Source organism: Sphingomonas sp. UNC305MFCol5.2, assembly GCF_000712135.1.
Lineage (GTDB): Bacteria > Pseudomonadota > Alphaproteobacteria > Sphingomonadales > Sphingomonadaceae > Sphingomonas.
This window is the reverse complement of record NZ_JOOE01000003.1, coordinates 828,797-850,413: the sequence shown is the minus strand read 5'-3', so window position 1 is coordinate 850,413 and position 21,617 is coordinate 828,797. Positions and strand designations below refer to the sequence as shown.

The window sequence follows — 21,617 nt, the reverse complement described above, 5'->3', positions numbered from 1 at the left end:
TCAGGCCGGCGCGAGTGCGCGCTGGAGCCAATGTTCGAAACCGGTGTCGTCCGAGCGCACCGCTGCACCCGTGACCAGCGCATTGACTCCCGGCCGCGCGCCGAAGAAGGGCGCGGCGACATCGACCAGCACGGGACGGTAATCCTCGGCGGCCGTCAGGATCTGCTGCGCGAGATCCGGCAACGCATAGATGTTCGGTCCCGACACCTCGACGATCGCGTTGGCGGGATCGCGAAGTGCCACCCGCCCCAGCACTCGCGCAGCGTCGTCCGTGGCGATGGGCTGGACACTGAGCGGGGGCACGCGGACCGCCTCCCCGCTCCGGCCGGCATCAAGGATGGCATCGATATATTCGAAGAGCGGGGCCGAACGGACGATGGTGAAGGGAATGCCCGAAGCCGCGACCAGCGCTTCCTGCACGTGCTTGCCGCGATAATAGCCGCCGCCGATCCGCTCGGCGCCGATCGCCGAGAAAGTGATGTGGTGCGCGATGCCTGCTGTCTGTTCGGCGGCGAGCAGAGTGGCACCGGCGGCTTCGAAGAAGCGCAGCATATCCGCGGGATCGGCATAGCCCGGGCTGGAGACATCGACGACGACCTGGGCACCCTCCAGCGCCAGATCGAGACCCGCCCCGGTGACGATGTCGATACCGGTCGAGCGCGCGGCGACCACGACTTCATGGTCAGCCGCTTTGAGTTGGCGGACGACCCTGGCTCCGACCAGACCGGTTCCTCCCACCACGACGATACGCATGATCGCTCTCCTCCAACCTGCACCGGCATGGCGCCGCGGCATGGAAGGAAGATCGCGGATTGGCCGTGCCGCCTCCATCGTACGCTGGGATGCACCAGGCTCGCTTTTAGGCAGGCGACCCTATGCCCAGGTGCAGGTCAGGCCGACGGATATGGGGTCGATCCTGTCCACAGGGCGCGAATCCGTCGCCAGGGCCTTGGTCGGGCAAACCATCGGCGAACTTCCCCTCACCTGGTGGCGGGGCGGATCGCGTCTCAGGTGCGGTCGCGACGCGGATGGCTTCGCGCCTAGCTCCTCCGCGCCATGAGGCGGCCCGCAGCGGGCCGCGCGGCGCTTGTTCAAGGAGACCCGCGGTGCCGATCTTCACCACCGGCGACGGACACGAGATATACTATAAGGACTGGGGCAAGGGCCCGGTCGTCACCTTCTCGCACGGCTGGCCGCTCAGCTCGGATGCCTGGAGCATCCAGATGCAGTTCCTCGCCGAGCAGGGGTATCGCTGCATCGCACATGATCGCCGCGGCCATGGTAAGTCGGCCCAGACCAGTGGCCGCAACGACATGGACGGCTATGCCGACGACCTGGCCGAGCTGTTCAGCGCGCTCGATCTGCAGGACATCGTCATGGTCGGCCATTCGACCGGCGGCGGCGAAGTCGCGCGCTATATCGGCCGCCATGGCACAAAGCGGGTCAAGAAGGCGGTGCTGCTCGGCGCGGTGCCGCCGGTGATGGTGCAGAGCGAAGCCAATCCCGAGGGACTGCCGATTGCGGTGTTCGACGGTCTGCGCCGCGACATCCTCAAGAACCGATCGCAATTCTACAAGGATTTCGCGATTCCCTTCTACGGCGCCAATCGCGAGGGCGCGGATGTACCGCAGAGCCTGCTCGGCGAATTCTGGCTGATCAGCATGCAGGCCGGCCTGAAGAACGCGCATGACTGCATCAAGGCGTTCAGCGAGACCGATTTCACCGACGATCTGAAGAAGTTCGACGTCCCCACGCTGATCGTACACGGCGAAGACGACCAGATCGTGCCGATCGCCGACTCGGCCTACAAGTCAGCCAGGCTGGTATCGGGCGCGCAGACGATCTTCTATCCTGGCCTTCCCCACGGCCTGACCGCCACGCATGCGGACCGATTCAACGCCGATCTGCTCGCGTTCCTGCGTAGCTGAGGTGCGGGCGTCCGGCGGTATCTCCGGCACCGTCGGACGTTCAACCGGGGATCGAAGGCAACGCGAAATGGAAGCAGGCACCGCCCTGTTCATGGTTTGCCGCCGCGATCGCCCCGCCATGCGCGGCGATGATCGAGTGGCAGACCGCCAGGCCGATGCCCATTCCCTCCGCCTTCGTGGTGAAGAAGCCCTCGAACACGCGGTCGATGTTCTCGGCAGCGATGCCGGGCCCCGTGTCGCGGATCGAGAAACGCACGCCGCCGGCGCCGTCCGGACCGGTGGCAATCTCGATCCGGCCCTTCGCGACGCCTGCCAGCGCCTGGAGGCTGTTGACCAGCAGATTGACCACGACCTGCTGGAGCTGGACGCGGTCGCCCAGCACACGCGGCAGGCCGATATCGAGCCGCACCGAGAGCAGGATCGCCCGCGTCTCGACGTCGTGGCAGACGAACATCAGCGCCTCCTCGACCACGGCGTTGAGGTCGAGTGGCGCCAACTCCGGCACGTGACGCGAAGCCATGCCGCGGATGCGCTGGACGATCTCGCTGGCATGGCGGGCGCTGTCGGCGATGCGCCGGGTGAGTTGCTCTACCTTGGCGAGATTGGGTTCATCGCGCTGCAGCCAGCGGAGGCTCGTCTCGGCATTCATCGCGATTGCGGCGAGCGGCTGATTGACCTCGTGCGCGATCGAGCTGGCGAGTTCGCCAAGGGTGGAGATGCGCGCGGCGCGGGCGTGCTCCTCCTGGAGCTGGCGCAGCTGCGCTTCGGTGCGGAGCTTGTCGGTCACGTCCTCGAGCGTGAGCAAGGTCACGTCCAGCCGCTCTGGCGGCGTAGGAAAGGTCACGGTCAGCTCGACGTCGAGCAGACGGCCGTCGAACGTCTCGAGCTTGATCCGTTCGACATGGCTGCGTCGCCCCTCGAAATGGGCGATGGTGACGTTGCGTGCGGTCTCCGGCGCCCGGGCGAAGACGAAAGCGACCGGACCGATCAGATCCGTCACCCCACCCGCTCCCATCAGCCGGGCAGCGCCGCCATTCGCATCGGTCACGCGCACGATCGCGCAGGCCTGCTCGACCAGTCCGGGATGTGCGTCGAGCTGTGCGACGATGTCCGTCACGCCCTCCGCCCGCAGCTGGTAGAAGACGGCGCCCATTGGCCGCGCATCGACCTGGAGCAGCGCACCGGGCAGATGGTGGATCAGCCGACGATAACGTTGCTCGCTGGCACGTACCGCCCAGAAGGAGCGGTCATCCGCTATCTCGCCGTCTACCTGCACCCAGATCGTGTCGGCCGCGCCCGGCGCGCACCATACAGTGAGCGTAGCGTCGCGCAGCATGAAGGAATTGACCGCCTGTGTGCGGGCCGCGTGCGCCGGATCTCTGGCGACCGCGACGATCAGCCCGGCGAGTGCGTTCCAGCTTTCCTGGGGGCAGAAATTGGCGACCGGCTGCCCAAGAATGATCTCGCGCGCCGCCGGGGCGCCGACCAGCTCGAGGCTGCGCGTATTGGCATCGACGATGCGCGCGCCGTGCAGCAGCGCGGCGACCCAATCGGCCCATTCGCCCCCGGCGGCGACCGTGTCGATCAGGGCGCGGACGTGCGACAGATCGACTTGCCAGCAAGCAGCCTCGGCCAGGTCCTGCGCCAGGGCCGGGCCGGTCAACATCGCGGAAGCACCGCTTTGAGGGCACCGAGCAGCGCTTCGTCGTCGACGGGCTTGGTGAACCAGCCGGCCGCGCCGCCCTGGAGCGCGCGGGTGCGCAGCACTTCCTCATTGCACGAAGTCACGTAGATCACCGGCATCGCCGAACCGCCGGCACGCAGCCGGCGCTGGAGCTCGATCCCGTCGGTCTCGGGCATGCGGACATCGGTGATCACGCAGTCGAAATCGCCACACATATCGAGAAAGGACGCCGCTCCCTCGAAGGTGCGCGCACGGAACCCCTCCACCTGGAGCAGGTCGAACAGCGCGTCGCGCACGGCCTCGTCGTCATCCACGATCGCGATCACCGATGGTCTGGACAAGCGGAGGGTCCCTCTCGACGCGCAAGCCGCGCCCGCCTCCGGATATCGCTGAATTTACAGCGCGTTGGTACCATACCATGGTCTAGGTCCCCTCGTGCCTGAGGGATTCGGGCAGCAGGTCCCAGGCGCGGATCAGCTCACCGACCGTATTGGCCGCCATCTTGCGCATCACGCTGCTACGATGAAGCTTCACCGTGACTTCGCTGATGCCGAGGTCGAAGGCGATCTGCTTGTTGAGGCGACCTTGGACCACCTGGCGAAGCACCTGGCGCTCGCGCGGGGAGAGCGTGCCGTAGCGATCGGCGTGGAGCTTCGTGATCTGTGCGCCAACGCGCTGGGCGAGGTCGCGCTCGATGCCGAGCGTCACCGCGTCGAGCAACGACTGGTCGCGCACCGGCTTGGTGAGAAAGTCGATCGCGCCGGCCTTCATCGCCTGCACGCTCATCGGGATATCGCCATGCCCGGTCAGGAAGATGATCGGCTTGGCATTGCCCGCCGAGGCGAGATGCTGCTGCAGATCGAGCCCGCTCGAACCCGGCATGCGCACGTCGAGCACCATGCAACCCGGCCGCTCGGGCAATTTCGCCTCGAGCAGCTCGCGCGTCGAACCGAAGCCTGCCGCATCGATCCCCACCGAGAGCATCAACTCCTCGATCGAAGTGCGGACGGCGGCATCGTCGTCAACGATCACCACCAGCGGCCGATCCGGCGCGGTCGGCTCGTCCTTCTGCAGTCTCTCGTTCATCATGCGACCTCCGGGCTGGTGTGGCTGGAGACGGGCAAACTTCTCATGACGGGCGATCGGGCATAATCCCGAACCCGGTTAGCCCGGACCTCCCCGTTCCGGGGACCGCGGCTCGAGCCGGATCACGCGACGGCCGTAGAGGTGCGCGTCGATCGACCAGGCGCCGGGGCCGAGCAGCACCAGCGCCACGGCGCCGCCCGTGCAGCTGACCAGGAACCATGCAAGATCTTCTCGCGCGCTGCCGATTCCGATCGCCAGCACGGCGGCGAGCAGCAGCGCCGCTGCCCTCGCGCCGAAGCCTGACGCCAGCGCCAGCGCGATCGCTGCCGCACCTAGCCCGATCGGCACCGTGATCGACGGCGCGGGCCAAAGGCGCGCGAGCGCCGGAAACGCGATCACGGCATAGGACAGCCGCAGGAGCAACAGCGCGACGCCGAAAAGGCCGTCAGGATAGCGTAGGATCAATTTGGGCACCGTCAGGCGATAGCCCTTACGCGCACCCCGGCCAGCCTTCGCTCCGGGGATTTTCCACTCCCCCATTCGGGGGTAGCATCGTCGGCGCCTGCCGGCGAAGGCCGGGTTGCTTCGGTTTAGGCTCAGGCGGGGACCCCCGGGGGAGTTGCTGGAACGACGATGCAACTGATCAGGGCCCTTCTCGCCGCCGCAATGCTGCTGCAGCCGGTCGCCATGGCGGCGGCCAGCCCCGATACGGGTTCGCCGCGCCTGATGGCGCATTACACCCATCAGCGCTGGAGCGAGGAGAGCGACGCGCCGCGCCCGGTGTTCGCGCTGGCGCAGGACCCGCGCGGCTATCTGTGGATCGCCGCCGCCACAGGGCTTTTCCGCTTCGACGGCATCCGCTTCGAGTCGGTGGGTGCCGGCATCGACTTTGTCGCCCAGGGCGCGCCTTCGGCGATCCTCGTACGGCGTAACGGCGATATCTGGACCAGTTTCGAGCGTACCGGCCGCTTCGCCGTCTATCGCGACGGCCGACTGCGCCTGCTCGATGCGCCGCCTTCGCCCGATCGTGTGCTCGCTATGCACGAGACCGCCGACGGCACGATCTGGGTGCTTACCGAGAAGATAGGGTTGCCCCTGTTGCGGTATCGGGCCGGTCGCTGGGATTCGTTCGGCACGAAAGCCGGCGCACCGCTGGACAATCCGTTCAGCATGGTCGTCACCACCGACGGGACCGCCTGGGTGAGCTTTGCGCTGTCCGGCAAGATCGCAAGGGTGCGCCCCGGCACCGACCGGCTCGAATCCATCCGTCACGATCCGGGTGCCCAGGGGCGATTGTCGCTGGATCCGCAGGAGCGCGTCTGGATCAGCGACATGCATGGGAGCTATCCGCTGACCGGCCCCGGCGCACAGGGCGCACCGCCGCCCCTGCGCTATCCGTACGCGACCGACGCCGGGGAGATTCGCGGCTGGCCGCGCTTCGATCGAGAGGGAAATCTGTGGATCGCCACTTATTATGGCGGGCTGCAACGCGTTACCCGACCCGATCCGCGCGGCGGCGCGACCAGAGCAGAGGCCGTGGCGCGCGTGGAACACTTCACCGGCCGCGACGGGTTGTCGTCCAACGCCACGACCCGGGTCTTTCAGGACGCGGAAGGCAATGTCTGGGCCGGCACCCAGAACGGGCTCGACCGGTTCTGGCCGGCGACCCTGCGTTACGAACCCGGGCTTGCCCAGCCCGCCGCATATGGCGACCTGTTGCTGCGTGCATCCGACGGCAGCGTCTATATCGGAGAAGCCGCGACTGTATATCGCGTACGGCCAAACGCGCGACCCGAGGCGATCTTCCGGAGCCCGGGCAACGAACCCCGTACGCTGTGCGAGGCGCCCGACGGCGCGATCTGGATTGGCCTGAACAACGCGACCGGCCCGAACCCGGGCAAGCCGATCATGATCTGGCGGAATGGCAGCATTCGCGCGGGCCCGCGCGTCCCGCTCGACTATGTCGTGTACGACTGCGCCTTCGACGGGCGGGGCGATTTCTGGGTAACCGCCTGGCTGGGCGGCATGGCGCGGTTGCATCGGGGGCGCTGGCAGCGGATCGCCGGCGCGCCGGGGCGGCCATTTGCGCCGCGTTCGATGATGACCGACGATCAGGGGCGGATCGTCGTACATTGGAGCGATCGCGTGCTGAGCCGGCTCGATGGACTCACCCGCCAATCTTTTCCGATACCGTTCGGCGGTTATGCGCCCGACGACATCTCGCTCAACCGCGATGTTCCCGGCACCCTCCTTGTCGGCGGGGAATTTGGTCTTTCGCGCTTCGATGGCAGGGGGTTCCGCACAGTCACTGCGCGGAGAATGCCGCTGTTCAGCGGCGTCAACGGCACGGTTCGCACCGCTACCGGCGACACCTGGCTCGCCAGCCCGGCAGGTATTTTGCGCTTGCGCTCGGCCGATCTCGACCGCGCCCTCTCCGAACCAGGCTGGATACCGCCTATGCAGGTGTTCGACGCCGCCGATGGTCTCCGGAGCCGCCCTCATTCGCATAGTCGCAACGCGATCGTGCAGGGTGGCGACGGACGCCTCTGGATCGCCACGCAGACAGGCACCCTGTGGCTCGACCCCAGGGACGTGAAGCGCAGCATGACTCCGCCCAAGGTCGCGGTCGGCGCGCTCGTCGCCGACCGGGTCTATCGCGACCCGGTCAACGTGACGCTTCCCGCGGGCCGCTCGAACATCGAGTTCGACTTTGCGGTGCTGAGCTTCTCTAATCCGCGCGCCGCCCAGGTCCGCTACCGGATCGAGGGGCAGGACACTGACTGGGTGGAAGCCGGCACGCGGCGCCAGGCCTTCTACACAAACCTCGCTCCCGGCACGTATCGCTTCCGGCTGATCGCGGCGAACGGCAATGGGGTGTGGAACGAGGCCGGTGCCACGGTCGAGTTCACCATCCCGCCCACCTTCATCCAGTCGAAGTGGTTCCTTGCCCTGTGCGCCACGATCGTCCTTGTCCTGCTCTGGGTCGCCTATCGGCTGCGCATGGCGCAGGTGGCGGGCCGGATCCGGACGCGGCTGGAGGAACGGCTCGGAGAGCGCGAGCGCATCGCCCGCGAGTTGCACGACACGCTGCTGCAAAGCGTGCAGGGTCTGGTGCTCCGCTTCCAGTCGGTCGCCAACAAGATGCCGCCGGAGGGGCCGGCACGCGGCCAGCTCGAATCCGCGCTGGCGCGCGCAGACGACATCATCGCGGAGGGCCGCAACCGCGTGCAGGACCTTCGCGGCGCCGGCGACAAAGGCGACCTGCCCGAGCTGCTCAAGGAGCGTGCGGTGGCGGCCGGCTTCGATCCCGCGATCGGGGTCCGTATCGTGGTCGAAGGGCGCCAGCGTCCGGTCGACCCACTCGTCGCGGTTGAGCTGGGGCGGATCGTCGACGAGGCACTATTCAACGTGTGCCGCCACGCCAATGCCAGTGCGGTCGAGATCGTCGTCCGCTTCGGCAAGCGCCAGCTCGGCGTGGAGATCCGCGACGACGGCGTGGGCATGCCGCCCGAAGTAGCTGCGCAGGGTCACAAACCCGGTCATTTCGGCCTGGTCGGGATGCGCGAGCGTGCCGAACGGATCGGGTGCAGCTTCTCGATCGACAGCCGCCCGGGCATGGGCTGCGCAGTTACGATGAGCCTGCCTGCCCGCCTTGCCTTCGTCGACCAGGCGCACGGCCGACGCTGGCGAATTTTCTCCCGGCTTCTCCGCAACAAGAAAGACCCGAACCATGCCGCCTGAAAAGGGCGTCTCGCCCATCCGCATCCTGATAGTCGACGATCACCCGATCCTGCGCGAAGGCGTCACTTCGATCCTGGAGGACCGCACCGACATGATCGTGATCGGCGAGGCGCGCGACGGCGCCGAGGCAGTTGCGCGCTACCGCGAGCTGCGGCCCGATGTGACGCTGATGGACCTGCAGATGCCGGTGATGAACGGCGTCGATGCGATCACCGCGATCCGTACCGATTTCCCCGACGCACGCATCCTGGTTCTCACCACCTATGCCGGCGATGTGCAGGCAGTGTGCGCGCTCAAGGCGGGGGCGACGGGCTATCTGCTCAAGAGCAGCCTGCGGACCGAGATGCTCGATGCGATTCACAACGTCCATCGCGGGCGCCGCCACGTGCACGGCGATGTCGCCGCCGAGATCGCGCTGCATGTCGGCGACGACAATCTGAGCCTGCGCGAAGTCGCGGTGCTGCGCCTGGTCGCCGAAGGCAAGGCGAACAAGGAGATCGGGCACGCCATGTCTCTGTCGGAGGAGACGGTAAAGGCGCATCTCAAGAATATATTTGCCAAACTCGACGTCAGCGACCGCACCCATGCAGTGACGGTCGCCGCGCGGCGGGGGATCATCGAACTTTAAAGGAGCGCCATCCCGCCATCGACGCGCAGGTTCACGCCGGTGATGAAGCTGCTCATGTCGGACGCAAGGAACAGCGCCGCACTGGCAAGCTCCTCCGGGCGCCCGAGCCGCCCCAGCGGGATCGCCGCCGCCATCCGCGCCTCGAAGGCCGGGCGCTGCTCGGGCGTAACGCCGAGCTTGCCGAGTATCTCGGTATCGGTAGGTCCCGGGCTCAACACATTGACGCGGATCCTGCGGTTCTTGAGCTCGAGCGCCCAGCTCCGTGCGAAGGCGCCGATCGCCGCCTTGGAGCCGGCATAGACTGCATGGCCGTCGAGCACCTTCTCGCTGGCGAGAGAGCCGGTGATCACGATGGCGCCCCGATCGCGCAGGATTGGCGCGATCTTCTGCACGCCGATGAACACGCCGCGCGTATTGGTCGCGAACTGCGCATCATATTCCGCCTCAGGTACCTCGCCGGAATCGCGGATCGTGTTGATCCCGGCATTGGCGACATAAATGTCGAGCGCGCCGAACCGCTCGGCGATCTCGTCGGCTGCCCGGGCGTGGAATTCGGGATCAGCGACATCGCCCAGAATATGCGCGGCCCGAGCCCCGATCTGCCGCACCGCTTCCTTCGCCGCATCCTCGCGACGTCCGGAGACGATCACCTGCGCGCCCTCCGCCGCGAACAGCGTTGCGATCGCGAAGCCGATGCCACTGGTGCCGCCCGTGATCATCGCCGTCTTGCCGGTGAGCAATGCCATGTGTTCCTCCTGAAATGCATTCACCCGGAGATGGGCACGAGGGAACATGAGCATCACCTGTCCCTTGGTTCAGTCCCGCACCTTCCAAGGTCTTGGCCGCTCCCCTCCCCTGGCCAGATGCGGCCGCCGCGCAAATCCATCACAAGACCGGCCAAGGCTCCGGTCGAAGCATTGGAGCAGCTTGGGGAGCCGTGTTAATCGGACGTGACAGGGATGATGAACGCAGGGGTTTTTCCGATTTCACCCTGTGGCCAACGAAATGGCAGTCGAGCGTCCCACCTGTCCGGCTCTTCCAGTGCTCGGGAGGAATGAATGTCGAGGCCGATCCGCATCCTGCTCCAGACGACGATCCCGGGGACCGCCGACGACTGGAATATCAGTCGCTTCTCGATGCTGCGCGACTATCTCGCCGGGCTGACCGATGAGGATGGGGCGCCACTCTGTGAGGTGACGGCCCGGGATCGCACCGCGCCGGGCAGCCCCGATCCGATACTCTCGACGATCGACCGATCCGATTATGACGAACTCTGGCTGTTCGCAGTCGACACCGGCGATGGCCTCGACCCGGAGGATTGCGCGGCGATCGGCCGCTTCCGCCAGAGCGGACGCGGCCTGCTGGTGACGCGCGACCATATGGATTTGGGCTGTTCGGTCTGCACGCTCGGCGGCGTCGGCGCCGCGCACTTCTTCCACAGCAGGAATCCCGAGCCGGACGAAGCGCGCCGGATCATCGATGACCGCGAGACCGGCTATATTCTCTGGCCGAACTATCATTCCGGCGCGAACGGCGATTTCCAGGAAATCCACATCGTCGGCGAACCGCATCCCGTGCTGCGCGATCCCGAAGCGCCCGGCGGATTGATCCGCTACTTGCCGGCGCATCCGCACGAGGGCGCGGTCGGCGCGCCGCCCGAGGACCCCTCCGCCCGGGTGATCGCAACCGGCACCAGCAAGGTGACCGGTCGCGCCTTCAACATCGCCGTGGCATTCGAACCATCGGCCGCCGGCGGCCCCGCGCTCGCGGAATCGACCTTCCACCACTTCACGGATTACAATTGGGACCCATCGCGTGGCTGCCCAAGCTTTGTCGGCGAGAAGCCGGGCCACGCGCTGGCGCATTCGCCTGAGGCGCGGCAATCGATCCGGCACTATGCGAAGAACCTGGCCCTCTGGCTGGCCGGCCGGTCTCCCACCGGCGCGGCTGTCGAAGAGGAAGACCGCGCCCTCGACGAGGCGCTGGACGAGAGTTTTCCCGCCAGCGACTCGCCTGCAATCTATTAGTCGCGTTCCGCGCTCGGCGACCTCAATCCTATGCGCATGACCATCGCAAGGTTTGCCTCCGCGCGGCAGCGCAGCTGCATCAATGACTGCTTTCGGGATCAAATCTCGAATAGCTAAATGGTTGAGTTGAGGGCGCATTCCTGACCGGCAGGTCAGATAAGAGCCGACCAGCAGTCCCTGGGACAACGTCGGCATTCAGCGAGAGCTGAGGGCTGTGCCGTGAAAGTCTGTCGCCGCCGCGCAGTGCCGGCCGGTCACCCCATCGTGCTGACGCCAAGCCGCAATGGGCTCGCTTGGTAACGTCCCTCACCTTCCCGCCAACCAGACCTATCCCCGACAGCAAAGTCTAGACAGGCGCGGTGCTCGTTGAAAAAACCTCGCTGCCGCCTTGGCTCTCCTGCCATCACCGGGATGAAGATGTCGGCGCGCCGCACGGGGCGGCGCGCCGACAATGCCACGGACACTGCGTTAGCCGCCAAATCCGACCATGATGCCTTTGGCACGCCTGCAGTTCTCCATCGCGGTCCGAAGCGTCGGACTGTCGGCGATACGACTAAAGTCAAACTCGCCTCGGGCGCTCGGATCGGGGAAATCGGCGACGCCTTTCGCGCGCACACATTGCGCAAAGCCGAGCAACTTGGTCCTGCGATTGGGATCCGGGCGCTCCGACCGCCAGCCCGGCGGCGCCACCTCATTGCAGGCTTGGTGGGCGGCCCGAAACGCCGGCGCCGATCGGCTGTCGAGCCGCGACCGGAGGAGGATGCGCCCTTCAGAGTCCGGATCGGGAAAATCAGTAAATCCGTTCTGCCGCATGCACCGCGCATAGGCGACGGCCTGTTCGGCAGGGTCTGCATTCTGGGCACTCGCCGGAAATGCCAACGAAAACGTCGCCGCGAGCGCGAGCGCGCTCAACGGCAGCGCTTTTGCCCAATTGGAGTTCATAAGGCTTTGCATGATCTTGTTTCCCTAGGAAGAACGATCGTTGCCTCACAGTCCGGCAACGCGCGACCGCTACGACGACGGCTGTCGTCCGGGCGTATGTGCTTTTCGATATGCTGACGATATGTCCGGGCTGGTAGGATCGGGGCCTATTCAGGCCTGCTTCCGTAAGGAGGGTGTCATGCCGAGGACACCGGCACCGCCCATCCGTGATGGTGGGGAGAGGCGAATGGCCCTTTGGGGCGAGCGACCTCTCCGGCTGGGGCAGCGCGCCATACTGACCTTGGCCGCGGCGAGGAGAAGAGGATGCAGACGACCGTACGGACTATCCGACAGGACGGGATCGAACTCGCCACCGAAGCTTTCGGCGATCCAGCGCATCCCCGGATGCTTCTGAGAGCGGGAGGCATGGCGTCCATGCTGTGGTGGCCTGACGAATTCTGCCGGCGGCTCAGCGCACGAGGACGCTTCGTCATTCGCTACGACCAGCGAGATTCCGGTCTTTCCACCAAATACCCACGCGGCCAGCCGGGCTATGGTTTTGACGACGCGATCGATGACATGTTTCGCGTGCTCGAGGGCTACAGCATCGCGGCGGCGCATCTCGTCGGCATTTCCCAAGGCGGGATGGTCGGCCAGGCCGCGGCGCTCAAGCATCCGGGACGGGTGCTGTCGCTCACCGCGATCAGCACCACGCCGATCGGGCTGGAAAAGTCGGAACTTCCCGGAAGCGGCAAGGCCTGGCTGGATCACATGGCCGTGGAGCCGGACTGGTCGGAACGGTCGGAAACGGTCGCCTATCTGGTCGAGGATGCGCGCCTGGTCGCAGGCACGGCAGACACGTTCGACGAGGCGGGCACGAAAGCGTTCATTGAAAGGGACTTCGACCGGTCCGGCGGCTATGCCAGTGAGACCAACCACTCCGTCCTGTTCGACATCGGCGACGCGTGGAGGGGCCGGCTCGGCGAATTGCGTCCGCCGCTCCTCGTCATCCATGGGACGGCAGACCCCATTTTCCCGATCGAGCACGGAATAGCTCTTTGCAAGGCCGTCCCGGGCGCCCGGCTCCTGAAGCTCGAAGGGGGCGGACACGAGCTGCATCCGGCCCACTGGGAGCTGATTATGGACACGATCGTCGAACACACGAAATGAGCGTGAGGGCTGCCCGACAAGGTGAAAGTGCGGCGACAAGTATGACCGTTCCGTACGCGCACCCTCCAAAAAGGGACGCTAAGGAGGGATTCCATGAAGTTGTACTATGCCCCAGAATTCAGCAGCCTGGCCGATCACATCACCATGCTCGAGGCAGGATTCAAATTCCATATCATCAGAGTCGATCTGAAGACCAAGGAGATCGAAGGCGGCGGCAGCTATTTCGAGATCAATCCCAAGGGATATGTACCGACCCTGGTACTCGACGACGGGCAAGTCCTCACCGAAAACGTGGCGATACTCACCTGGGTCGCAGATCGCGAGCCCACGCTCGCGCCGTCTGGCGACCTGGGCCGCTACAGGCTGGTCGAGATGCTGAGCTTCATCGCCACCGAAATCCATAAGCGTCTTCCACTCTACCTATCGGCGCCGGAGGATTTCAAACCGCATGTCAGAAAGGACTTTCTGCGCTTTATCGGGCTCCTCGCCGATCGCGTGGAGAACGGTTATCTTTTTGGCGACACATTTGGTCCTGCCGACGCGTATTTATTCGTAATGGCGCGAGGCGCGGCACAACTTGAATTCGCGCTGCCGGCACCCTTTGCCGGCTATATCGCGCGCGTCGAAGCGCGACCTTGCGTCCAGGAAGCGCTGCGCCGGGAAAGAGAGAACTAGCCGCCGCATGCGTGTGTTGATCGTCGAGGACGAACCTTATCTGGCGGAAGCCATCCGCGACGGCCTGCGCCTGGAAGCGATCGCTGCCGACATCGCCGGTGACGGTGATGCCGCTCTCGAGTTGCTGAGCATCAACGCCTACGACATAGCAATCCTCGACCGCGATATCCCAGGCCCGTCTGGCGACGAAATCGCCAAGGGCATTGTCGCCTCTGGCAATGGCATGCCGATCCTCATGCTCACTGCGGCTGACCGGCTCGACGACAAGGCTTCGGGCTTCGAACTCGGCGCTGACGATTACCTCACCAAACCCTTCGAACTGCGTGAACTGGTGCTCAGGCTCAGGGCGCTGGACCGCCGTCGCGCCCACAACAGGCCCCCCGTGCGTGAGATCGCCGGACTCCGGGTGGATCCCTTCCGCCGCGAAGTCTATCGTGACGGCCGCTTCATTGCGCTGACGCGGAAGCAGTTCGCCGTCCTCGATGTTCTCGTCGCAGCCGAAGGCGGGGTCGTGAGCGCCGAAGAGCTCCTGGAGAGAGCGTGGGACGAGAATGCCGATCCGTTCACCAACGCCGTGCGGATCACGGTTTCGGCGCTGCGCAAACGACTCGGCGAGCCTTGGTTGATCGCGACCGCGCCGGGGGTCGGCTATCGCATCGACACAGGGTCTGACGCCGCGCCAGAGGAGGGGCGTCGTGGATAGAGTCCCGGGCTTGAGCGTTCGTCTCAAGCTCACCCTCAGCTATGCCGGATTCCTGCTGGTGGGTAGTGGCCTGCTGCTCACGGCCGCTTGGGTGTTCCTGCTGCGGGACAAATCGCTTCGTATTTTCGTGCCGGCACCCTCCGACCTTTTGCGAGCGTTCGATCCCACCAACTTCGGCCCACAGATCTTCGGCGCGGCGGCCGTCGTGGCATTGGTGCTTTTGCTGCTGTTCGGTCTTGTCGGAGGGTGGATTCTCGCCGGCCGCATGCTCGCCCCGCTGACTCACATTACAGACGCGACCCGCCGGGCAGCGAATGGATCACTCGCCCACCGGGTCGGCCTACCAGGTCGCCAAGACGAATTTCGCGAACTTGCAGATGCCTTTGACGCAATGCTCGCGCGACTCGAAGCCCATATTGCCGAGCAGCGCCGATTTGCCGCGAATGCGTCTCATGAGTTGCGTACCCCCTTAGCGATTACGCAGACGCTGCTCGACGTCGCCAGCAACGATCCCGACCACGACACCGGCGAACTCGTCGAGCGCCTCCGTGCCGTCAATGTCCGAGCGATCGAGCTCACCGAAGCACTCCTACTGCTCAGCCGCGCCGACCAGCGATCCTTCACGCGCGAGGAGGTCGATTTGTCCCTGATCGCGGAAGAAGCCACCGAAACGCTCCTCCCTTTTGCAGAGAAGAAGGGCGTCACTATCGAAACCTCGGGCGAGGTTGCACGCGCGAGCGGCTCACACGCGCTCCTGCTGCAGCTGGCTACGAACCTCGTGCACAATGCGATCGTTCACAATCTGCCGGAGAGGGGCACGGTGTGGGTCGCCACGACCGTCCATTCCGGCAATGTGATCCTCACCGTCGAAAACACCGGGGAGAGGCTCGACCCGCGACTGGTTTCCACGCTGGCGGAGCCTTTTCGGCGCGGCACCGAACGCATCCACAGCGACCAGGCCGGTGTCGGTCTCGGCCTGGCGATCGTCAAAAGCATCACCCAGGCGCATGACGGAGCGCTCACCCTGGTGCCCCGCTCCGCTGGCGGGCTCTGCGTTACCGTGCGACTGCCCGCCGCCCCGTTCCGTCGTATCTGAGCGAACCCCTATCCACATGGCCGTTCTTGGGCCGCTAGCCGACGGGCAGCTTTTAGCTCGCTGCGGCGCGGCAAGAGAAGCTTTCAGCCTTGTGCGGATCGCCGCCCGTATAATGCGCATAGGCTGGCCATGGGCACATCGGTCGCGTGGCGGGCTCGGGCTCGGTACGTTTCGACAGCACGGCCGCGGGCGCCTTGCCGGTTTCCACCCAATCTACCACGGCGCCCAGCAAATCGAATTTGTCGAAGGCCGTGTCGCCGCCGCAATGACCCATTCCCGGTACCATGTAGAACCGGCTCGCATCGGCCCAGGCAGGACCATTCGCCTCCGCCGCGCGCTGCCAATAGTCGAGCGTGTCATAGGCGGAAAACCACGGGTCGCTGACACCGTGGTAGAAAAGGATCTTACCGCCATGGCTGGTGAAGCTGTTGAGGTTGGTCCAAATATTGGTGTCGGTCAGCCGCTGGCCGGCATCAGCCCGTATCGCCTGAATGCGCGCGTCGACATCGATGGTCAGGTCGCGGCTTGCGGGACCGAACGGTCCGGGCCGTCCCGTCGGCAGGTAGCCCGGCAGGCCCCCGTTCGCGACGACGATCCCCGTGTCGTAGGGCATGGGCACGTAGATCGGATAGCCGGCCTTGTCCTTGGGGCCCGCAAAGGCCGCGCGCATCGCTGTCACTTGCGCGGCGCTCAGACAGGCGTCGGTCCTGCCCTTGCTGCACTGGAGCCTGGCCGGGTCGAAGCGGCATGCCTTGACGTTCATGATCATGCCATCATCCAGTCCGTCGAGCCTGTCGCACTGGGCAAGCATGCCCTTCAGGATCAGGCTTCGATCGGCGGGCGAGAAGGTCCGCTCCACGAGCGGTTTGCCGCTTGCGTCCCGCGGCGCGGCGCGGTTGAACTGCACGGCCGACCAGGCGATCGCCAGGTTGGAATTGCCGGTCCGCATCGCAGGCGCCCCCACGACGATCCCGTCGAAAAGCTCAGGGTAACGTTGCGAGGCGAGCATGGACTCGCGTCCACCGGTGGAGCAGCCTGCCATATAGCTGTGCCCGATCGGGCGGCCATAATAGCGTTCGACCAGTGCCTTGCCGACTTCGGTGACGACCCGGACCGAGCTTTCCGCGAAATCGAGGTTCGCACGCTGGTCCGCCCTGAAATCCGCCTGGAAGACTTCGCCCTTATGGCCCGAATCATGGCTGATGACGGCAAAGCCACGCGCGAGCGCCGGCGTGTCGCCTGCCGCGGTCGCTCCGAGCGGCGCGGCAACGCTGCCGTTGAGCCCGCCGCCACCCTGGAGCAGGAAACGCCCGCTCCAATTGTCGGGCAAGGCGAGCGCAAAACCGATCCCATAGGGCTTGCCGGCGAAGCCGACCCTCTCGTTGATCGTGCCTTCCACCCGGCAATAGGCCGGCAATCCCTTTCCTGCTTGCCCATCGGCCGTAGAGGCGGGCATGAACGTGGCCGCGGTAATCTTGACCTTTCCGGGAAGGACGCGCCCGGCCAGTGCGGAGCATTTCCCGGACGCCGCCAGCGATGCTTCTCTACCCTGTCGAAGCGGCGCTTCCTGCGCACCGGTCAGCATTCCCGCCGCGATCAAGATCGTCAGGTAGCGAAAGCGCATGATCTTCCCCCTTCGTGCCTATTTTGGTCGGATATCCCTCCGGCGCTCACAGGGCCAGTCCGAGCCGCACTTCAAGTGGTCGCCGGCGACTTTCTTCCGGCCGCAATGATGTTTGCGGTTGCGGGCACGAGGCACATGAGCGCCGCGAGCATCCAGAAGGCGGTTTTGAGTCCGATCGCTTCGGCGACAAGGCCGATGCCCGCCGGGCCGACGAGGATCCCGGCATAGCCGGTGGTGGTGATCGCTCCGATCGCAAGCGCCGAGGGCATGACCCTCTGCGAGCCCGCCTTGCGGAAGAGCACGGGCACGATGTTCGAAGCGCCGAGGCCGATAAGGATGAACCCGGCCAGGGCGATGGCGATTCCCGGCGAAAGCAGCAGGACGGCGAAGCCGACGACCGCCAGGATCCCGCCCCAGAACAGCACCGCCCGGTCCCCGACGCGGTTCGTCACCGCATCGCCTGCAAGGCGGCCGATCGTCATGGCGATCGCGAAGAACATATAGCCCATCCCGCCCTGCTGCGCGGCGACGAGACCGGCGCGCGTGATGAGCAATGCGCTCCAGTCGAGCATCGCGCCCTCCACCAGAAAGGTCGCGCCGGCAAGTCCTGCCAGCAGCAGGACAATGCCGCGCGGCACGGCGAAGAGCGGTCCCTCCTCCGCCTGCACGTCGCTGAGAAGCCGCGGCGCGGCGATCGCCATGGCGACCGCCATGATCGCGGCGCAGGCCGAGGTGCCGATCGCCGGATCGATATGCCATGACAGCAGCGAGGTCATCAGACCCGCGCCGGCGAAACCGCCGATGCTGAACAGCGCGTGGAAGCCGGACATCAGCGGTGTGCCTGCCGCCCGTTCCACCTCGACCGCATGGATATTCATGGCAACGTCGATCGATCCCAGCGCTGCGCCGAACACCAGCAGCGCCGCAGCGAGGGTTGCCGTATCCGGCGCAAGCGCCAGGATCGGCAAAATGGCGGCAAGGCCAAACCCGCCCGCCAGGATGACGGGCTTGCTGCCGAACCGCGCACTGAGCGGCCCGGTGACGATCATCGCAGACACCGAACCGATACCGATGCACAGCAGCAACAGGCCGAGCGTCGCGTCGGTGACGCCAAGCCGTTCCCTGGCGAAGGGCACGAGCGGCGCCCAGCAGGCGACGCCGAAACCCGCGACCAGAAAGGACAGGCGCGTCGCCAGCCTGGCGGCCCGTTCGGTGGTCATGCTATTCTCTCTCTCTGAAGTGATCGGCCGTGCCCGCTTCATTCAGCGCGCGCAGGGGCGGTTATGATGTCTACTCCGAGCGCTCGGATTGCCTCCAGATCGATATGCTCCGCGGCATCATGCTCGACGACGAGCGTATCGATCGCCTCCAGCGGCGCGACCCGGTGGGATGCGCGCGTCGCGAGCTTCTCGCTGGTGGCCGGGAGCATGGCCCGCCGGCTACGGCCTAGCGCTGTCCGCTTGAAGGCGGCATCGACCGCGTCGAAGGCTGCCAGCCCCTCCTCGACCGACACCGCGCAAGCGCCGAGAATGCAAAGGTCGATGTTCATCTGCTGAAGCGCCAGCACGGCTTCGGCATCGACGCATCCGCCGATTCCCGGACGCACCCGCCCGCCGAGCATGTAGAGCTCAAGGTCGTCCCGGTCGGCGAGGACAGCGGCGATCGAAACCGAGTTGGTGGCAACCGTCAGGCCGATCCGGGGAAGACACTGTGCGAGCGCGAGATTGGTACTGCCATTGTCGAGGAACAGGAACTCACCCGGCCGTAGGAGGGCCACCGCCGTCGCCGCCAGGGCAGCCTTCCGGGCTGGGGCCTCCTGACTGCGGGTCCGCATCGGCGTGGAGGCCGGCGAAAGCGGAAGCGCACCGCCATAGACGCGGCGGCATCGTCCCTCTGCCGCGAGTGCGCGCAGATCCCGCCGGATCGCGTCCGGCGACACGCCAAACTCTTCGGCCAACGCCGTCGCGGAGAGGCTGGACCCTTCAGCCAGTCTGTAAGCGATCGTCTCGCGACGGTCTTCGGGAGGTTCTCGGTGCATATAAACGCGCAATACCGTGCATCATCGTGCATTGCAATCGTGCACAAACTGAAGCGAAGCTGGCGCAGCCCCTGACCTTTCTTGCCCAGACCCGGCCATGCGCGACCTCTCCGACGAAAACCTCTCATCAGCTTGTTGATCTCGCGGATCCGATCCCGCCCTCCGGCGCGCTTGCGCCCTATTGCAATAGCTCGGCATCATAAGGTTTCAGATCGATCTTCTGCGCGTAGCTCTTGCCTGACAGGATTCCGGTCTTGGTGCCTGCGAAGTGCACGGTCGCGGGCGCGTTCCTTGTATTGACGTAGAGCGTGCGGCCATCGACCTGGCGTGCGACCACGCCGTCAGGTGTCTCAGGCCCCCGTTCGATCCCCAGTTCGTCATACAGCGACCGGATCAGCGGCTCGATGAACGGCGCTTGCGCGGCTGTCGCCAGGTAGATCGCGCGCCCCTTGCCGAACCTGTTGATCGTGATCGCGGGGCTTTTGGCGGGGGTATTCTCGAACACCGCCAAGGTCTTCGCCGTGCTGGGTTCCAGCACCTCGTAATAATTGTCGGATCCGGTCAGTTGCCTGCCCTGGAACGAGATGCTGAGCGGATTCCAGGAGCGATAGAATTCGTTGGTCCGCAGCCCGAACACGTCGGTCAGGCCGCCCGGAAGCGGCGTGTCGAACCATTTTCCGGTCGCATCGACCTTGGCCGAATAGCCGGTCATGATCACCGTCCCGCCATTCGCGACATAGCGCCGGACCGCAGCCGCAATGGCTTCGTCCATCAAATATGCGCTCGACAGCACGACCAACTTGTACTTGTCGATCGGATCGTGGCCGATATCGATGACGGCAGCATCGATATTGTCGCGGAAGAAGGGAGCGAACGCCGCTTTCACCTGTTCGCCATAATTGCCCTTGAAATATTCCTTCATGGTGTTCGGTCCGTCCGGCGGACTGGTTAGCCAGTTGGTGTCGAAGGAATAATGGACCGCGACCTCGGGCGCCCGATAGCGCGGGAACCCCAAGGTCTTGAGCTTGCGGAACTCCGTCGCGATCCGTTTGAACTCATCGACCTTCCAGGACGGGCGATCGTCATGGTCGATCAGGCCGAACAAGCTCTGTTCCTCGCCACCCAAATGCGAGTTGAACGTCCAGGCCAGAAAGGTCTGCGAATAATATAGCAGGCCGAAATAGGCCCACATGCGCGAGCGGCCTGGCTCTCCATAGAATCCGCCGCCGCCGGCAGTGAACTCGTTGAACCAGACCGGCGTCGGGTGCGACGCCTTGTTCATCATCACTTCGAAACCCGCACCGAGCGGGTCGCCGGGATAGAAGCCCTGCGCGCCATAGGTCGAGATCTCGTCCCAGGAGCGCAGATAGTCGAACCCCTTGGTCCCGGCGGTGGGCCAGAAATTGGACGCGACCGGCAGGTTGGGTGCGTGCTCCTTGCGGATTGCCTCGAGATCCTTGAGCACGCCGATCGTATCGTCGGACCAATAGCGGCGCAGGTCCAGATAGCGCTCGTTCGGTCCCGGCCCCCGCACATAGGGCAGGTCGACCTCGTCCCAATTGTTGATGCGCCGCGACCAGCGCTGCGTCGCCCAAGCTTTGTTGAGCGCTTCGATCGAGCCGTATTTCTTCTTGAGCCATTCGACGAACCGACCCCGATCGGCCTCCGAATAGGACAGCTGGCCGTTGCCGATCTCGTTATTGTAGCCGAGCGCGATCACGGCCGGATTGCGCGCGTAGCGCTGCATCATCTTCTCGGCGAGCCGGCGCAACAGCCGGCGATAATCCGGGTCGCTGACATTATCCCAATAGCGGGTCGCCGCGTTGAGCCGCACGCCGTCCTGATTGACCAAGTTCACGCCGGGATAATGCTTGTGCATCCAGATCGGCGCGGGCTGGCCCGGGATATCCACGACCACGCGGATGCCGGCCTTGTGCATCTGCGCGATGACGTCGTCGAACCATTCGAATGTGAAACGGCCCTCCTCGGGCTCGAAGGAATCCCAGGACAGGTCACCCATGCGGACCATGTTGAAGCCCGCTGCCTTCATGACCGCGATGTCCTGCCTGATCTGTTCCGGCGAGCGATCGACGGGCTGGTAGCAGGTGCCGACGAAGATATCCCCTTTGCCGGGCCATTCGGGATGTCCCACCGCACTCTGCGCCTGCGCCCGCGGCGCAATTACCGCGGGCGCGAGAGCGGTGGAGACGCTTAGCGTGATGGCCAAGGCCGACAGGCGGGTTGCGCGGTGTGCGATTCGTAGCATGGTGTCCAATCCGGCTCCTGAAATCTGATT

At 65.4% G+C, this 21,617-nt stretch carries 19 protein-coding genes and 1 pseudogene; 8 read left to right on the top strand and 12 right to left on the bottom strand.

Annotated features, from left to right (window positions below; all coding sequences use genetic code 11):
• Complete coding sequence (locus BR78_RS0115950; RefSeq protein ID WP_025587325.1) at positions 1-753, bottom strand: SDR family oxidoreductase; 753 nt, start codon at positions 751-753, stop codon at positions 1-3.
• A 353-nt stretch (positions 754-1,106) separates the two neighbouring features.
• Between BR78_RS0115950 and BR78_RS0115945 the strand changes: the two genes are divergently transcribed.
• Entirely contained in the window at positions 1,107-1,928 is an 822-nt protein-coding gene (locus tag BR78_RS0115945; protein ID WP_025587327.1) for an alpha/beta fold hydrolase, read from the top strand.
• A 40-nt stretch (positions 1,929-1,968) separates the two neighbouring features.
• Here the strand turns inward: BR78_RS0115945 and BR78_RS20615 are convergent, their stop codons facing one another.
• The 4 genes from BR78_RS20615 to BR78_RS0115925 all read right to left on the bottom strand — a co-directional run bounded on the left by BR78_RS20615 (position 1,969) and on the right by BR78_RS0115925 (position 5,172).
• A complete protein-coding gene (locus BR78_RS20615) occupies positions 1,969-3,594 on the bottom strand; it encodes a sensor histidine kinase (RefSeq protein ID WP_049811790.1) in 1,626 nt (541 codons plus the stop codon).
• A complete protein-coding gene (locus BR78_RS0115935; RefSeq protein ID WP_025587329.1) occupies positions 3,588-3,953 on the bottom strand; it encodes a response regulator transcription factor in 366 nt (121 codons plus the stop codon). Before BR78_RS0115935 ends, BR78_RS20615 begins: the two co-directional genes overlap by 7 nt.
• An 82-nt stretch (positions 3,954-4,035) precedes the next feature.
• Positions 4,036-4,698, bottom strand: coding sequence for a response regulator transcription factor (locus BR78_RS0115930; RefSeq protein WP_029727465.1), 663 nt, complete (start codon positions 4,696-4,698; stop codon positions 4,036-4,038).
• A gap of 78 nt (positions 4,699-4,776) precedes the next feature.
• A complete protein-coding gene (locus tag BR78_RS0115925; protein WP_231478277.1) occupies positions 4,777-5,172 on the bottom strand; it encodes a hypothetical protein in 396 nt (131 codons plus the stop codon).
• A gap of 159 nt (positions 5,173-5,331) precedes the next feature.
• On the opposite strand from BR78_RS0115925, the gene BR78_RS0115920 reads away from it, so the two are divergent.
• Positions 5,332-8,439: a sensor histidine kinase gene (locus BR78_RS0115920; protein ID WP_025587334.1), complete on the top strand. Its 3,108-nt coding sequence runs from the start codon at positions 5,332-5,334 to the stop codon at positions 8,437-8,439.
• Positions 8,429-9,067, top strand: a complete 639-nt coding sequence (locus BR78_RS0115915; RefSeq protein WP_029728526.1) for a response regulator transcription factor — start codon at positions 8,429-8,431, stop codon at positions 9,065-9,067. Before BR78_RS0115920 ends, BR78_RS0115915 begins: the two co-directional genes overlap by 11 nt.
• On the opposite strand, the gene BR78_RS0115910 is transcribed toward BR78_RS0115915, so the two are convergent.
• Positions 9,064-9,813: an SDR family NAD(P)-dependent oxidoreductase gene (locus tag BR78_RS0115910; RefSeq protein ID WP_025587338.1), complete on the bottom strand. Its 750-nt coding sequence runs from the start codon at positions 9,811-9,813 to the stop codon at positions 9,064-9,066. The genes BR78_RS0115915 and BR78_RS0115910 overlap by 4 nt on opposite strands.
• 312 nt (positions 9,814-10,125) lie before the next feature.
• Here BR78_RS0115910 and BR78_RS0115905 point away from each other — a divergent pair, with 312 nt between their 5' ends.
• Positions 10,126-11,094, top strand: coding sequence for a hypothetical protein (locus BR78_RS0115905; RefSeq protein WP_025587340.1), 969 nt, complete (start codon positions 10,126-10,128; stop codon positions 11,092-11,094).
• 468 nt (positions 11,095-11,562) lie between these two features.
• Here the strand turns inward: BR78_RS0115905 and BR78_RS20610 are convergent, their stop codons facing one another.
• The gene (locus tag BR78_RS20610; RefSeq protein ID WP_156022338.1) at positions 11,563-12,048 is read right to left on the bottom strand and encodes a hypothetical protein; all 486 of its coding nucleotides are present in this window, start codon (positions 12,046-12,048) and stop codon (positions 11,563-11,565) included.
• Positions 12,049-12,339: 291 nt separating this feature from the next.
• Between BR78_RS20610 and BR78_RS0115895 the strand changes: the two genes are divergently transcribed.
• From BR78_RS0115895 to BR78_RS0115880, 4 genes are all read left to right on the top strand, one after another.
• The gene (locus tag BR78_RS0115895; protein ID WP_025587344.1) at positions 12,340-13,185 is read left to right on the top strand and encodes an alpha/beta fold hydrolase; all 846 of its coding nucleotides are present in this window, start codon (positions 12,340-12,342) and stop codon (positions 13,183-13,185) included.
• Between the two features lie 93 nt (positions 13,186-13,278).
• Entirely contained in the window at positions 13,279-13,860 is a 582-nt protein-coding gene (locus tag BR78_RS0115890; RefSeq protein ID WP_025587346.1) for a glutathione S-transferase N-terminal domain-containing protein, read from the top strand.
• Positions 13,861-13,867: 7 nt separating this feature from the next.
• Positions 13,868-14,563, top strand: a complete 696-nt coding sequence (locus tag BR78_RS0115885; protein WP_025587348.1) for a response regulator transcription factor — start codon at positions 13,868-13,870, stop codon at positions 14,561-14,563.
• Positions 14,564-14,573: 10 nt separating this feature from the next.
• A complete protein-coding gene (locus tag BR78_RS0115880) occupies positions 14,574-15,659 on the top strand; it encodes a sensor histidine kinase (protein ID WP_269320214.1) in 1,086 nt (361 codons plus the stop codon).
• Between the two features lie 52 nt (positions 15,660-15,711).
• On the opposite strand, the gene BR78_RS22395 is transcribed toward BR78_RS0115880, so the two are convergent.
• The 5 genes and pseudogenes from BR78_RS22395 to BR78_RS0115860 all read right to left on the bottom strand — a co-directional run bounded on the left by BR78_RS22395 (position 15,712) and on the right by BR78_RS0115860 (position 21,587).
• Positions 15,712-16,104 (bottom strand): tannase/feruloyl esterase family alpha/beta hydrolase, encoded by a 393-nt coding sequence (locus BR78_RS22395; protein WP_443027682.1) that lies wholly within the window; start codon positions 16,102-16,104, stop codon positions 15,712-15,714.
• 135 nt (positions 16,105-16,239) lie between these two features.
• A pseudogene (locus BR78_RS22390) lies at positions 16,240-17,115 on the bottom strand (tannase/feruloyl esterase family alpha/beta hydrolase); the annotation flags it as partial.
• Between the two features lie 239 nt (positions 17,116-17,354).
• Positions 17,355-18,503: an MFS transporter gene (locus BR78_RS0115870; RefSeq protein ID WP_029728525.1), complete on the bottom strand. Its 1,149-nt coding sequence runs from the start codon at positions 18,501-18,503 to the stop codon at positions 17,355-17,357.
• Between the two features lie 38 nt (positions 18,504-18,541).
• Positions 18,542-19,321, bottom strand: a complete 780-nt coding sequence (locus BR78_RS0115865; RefSeq protein ID WP_025587356.1) for a DeoR/GlpR family DNA-binding transcription regulator — start codon at positions 19,319-19,321, stop codon at positions 18,542-18,544.
• A gap of 178 nt (positions 19,322-19,499) precedes the next feature.
• Positions 19,500-21,587, bottom strand: a complete 2,088-nt coding sequence (locus BR78_RS0115860; protein WP_029727469.1) for a beta-galactosidase — start codon at positions 21,585-21,587, stop codon at positions 19,500-19,502.
• Positions 21,588-21,617 lie beyond the last annotated feature (30 nt).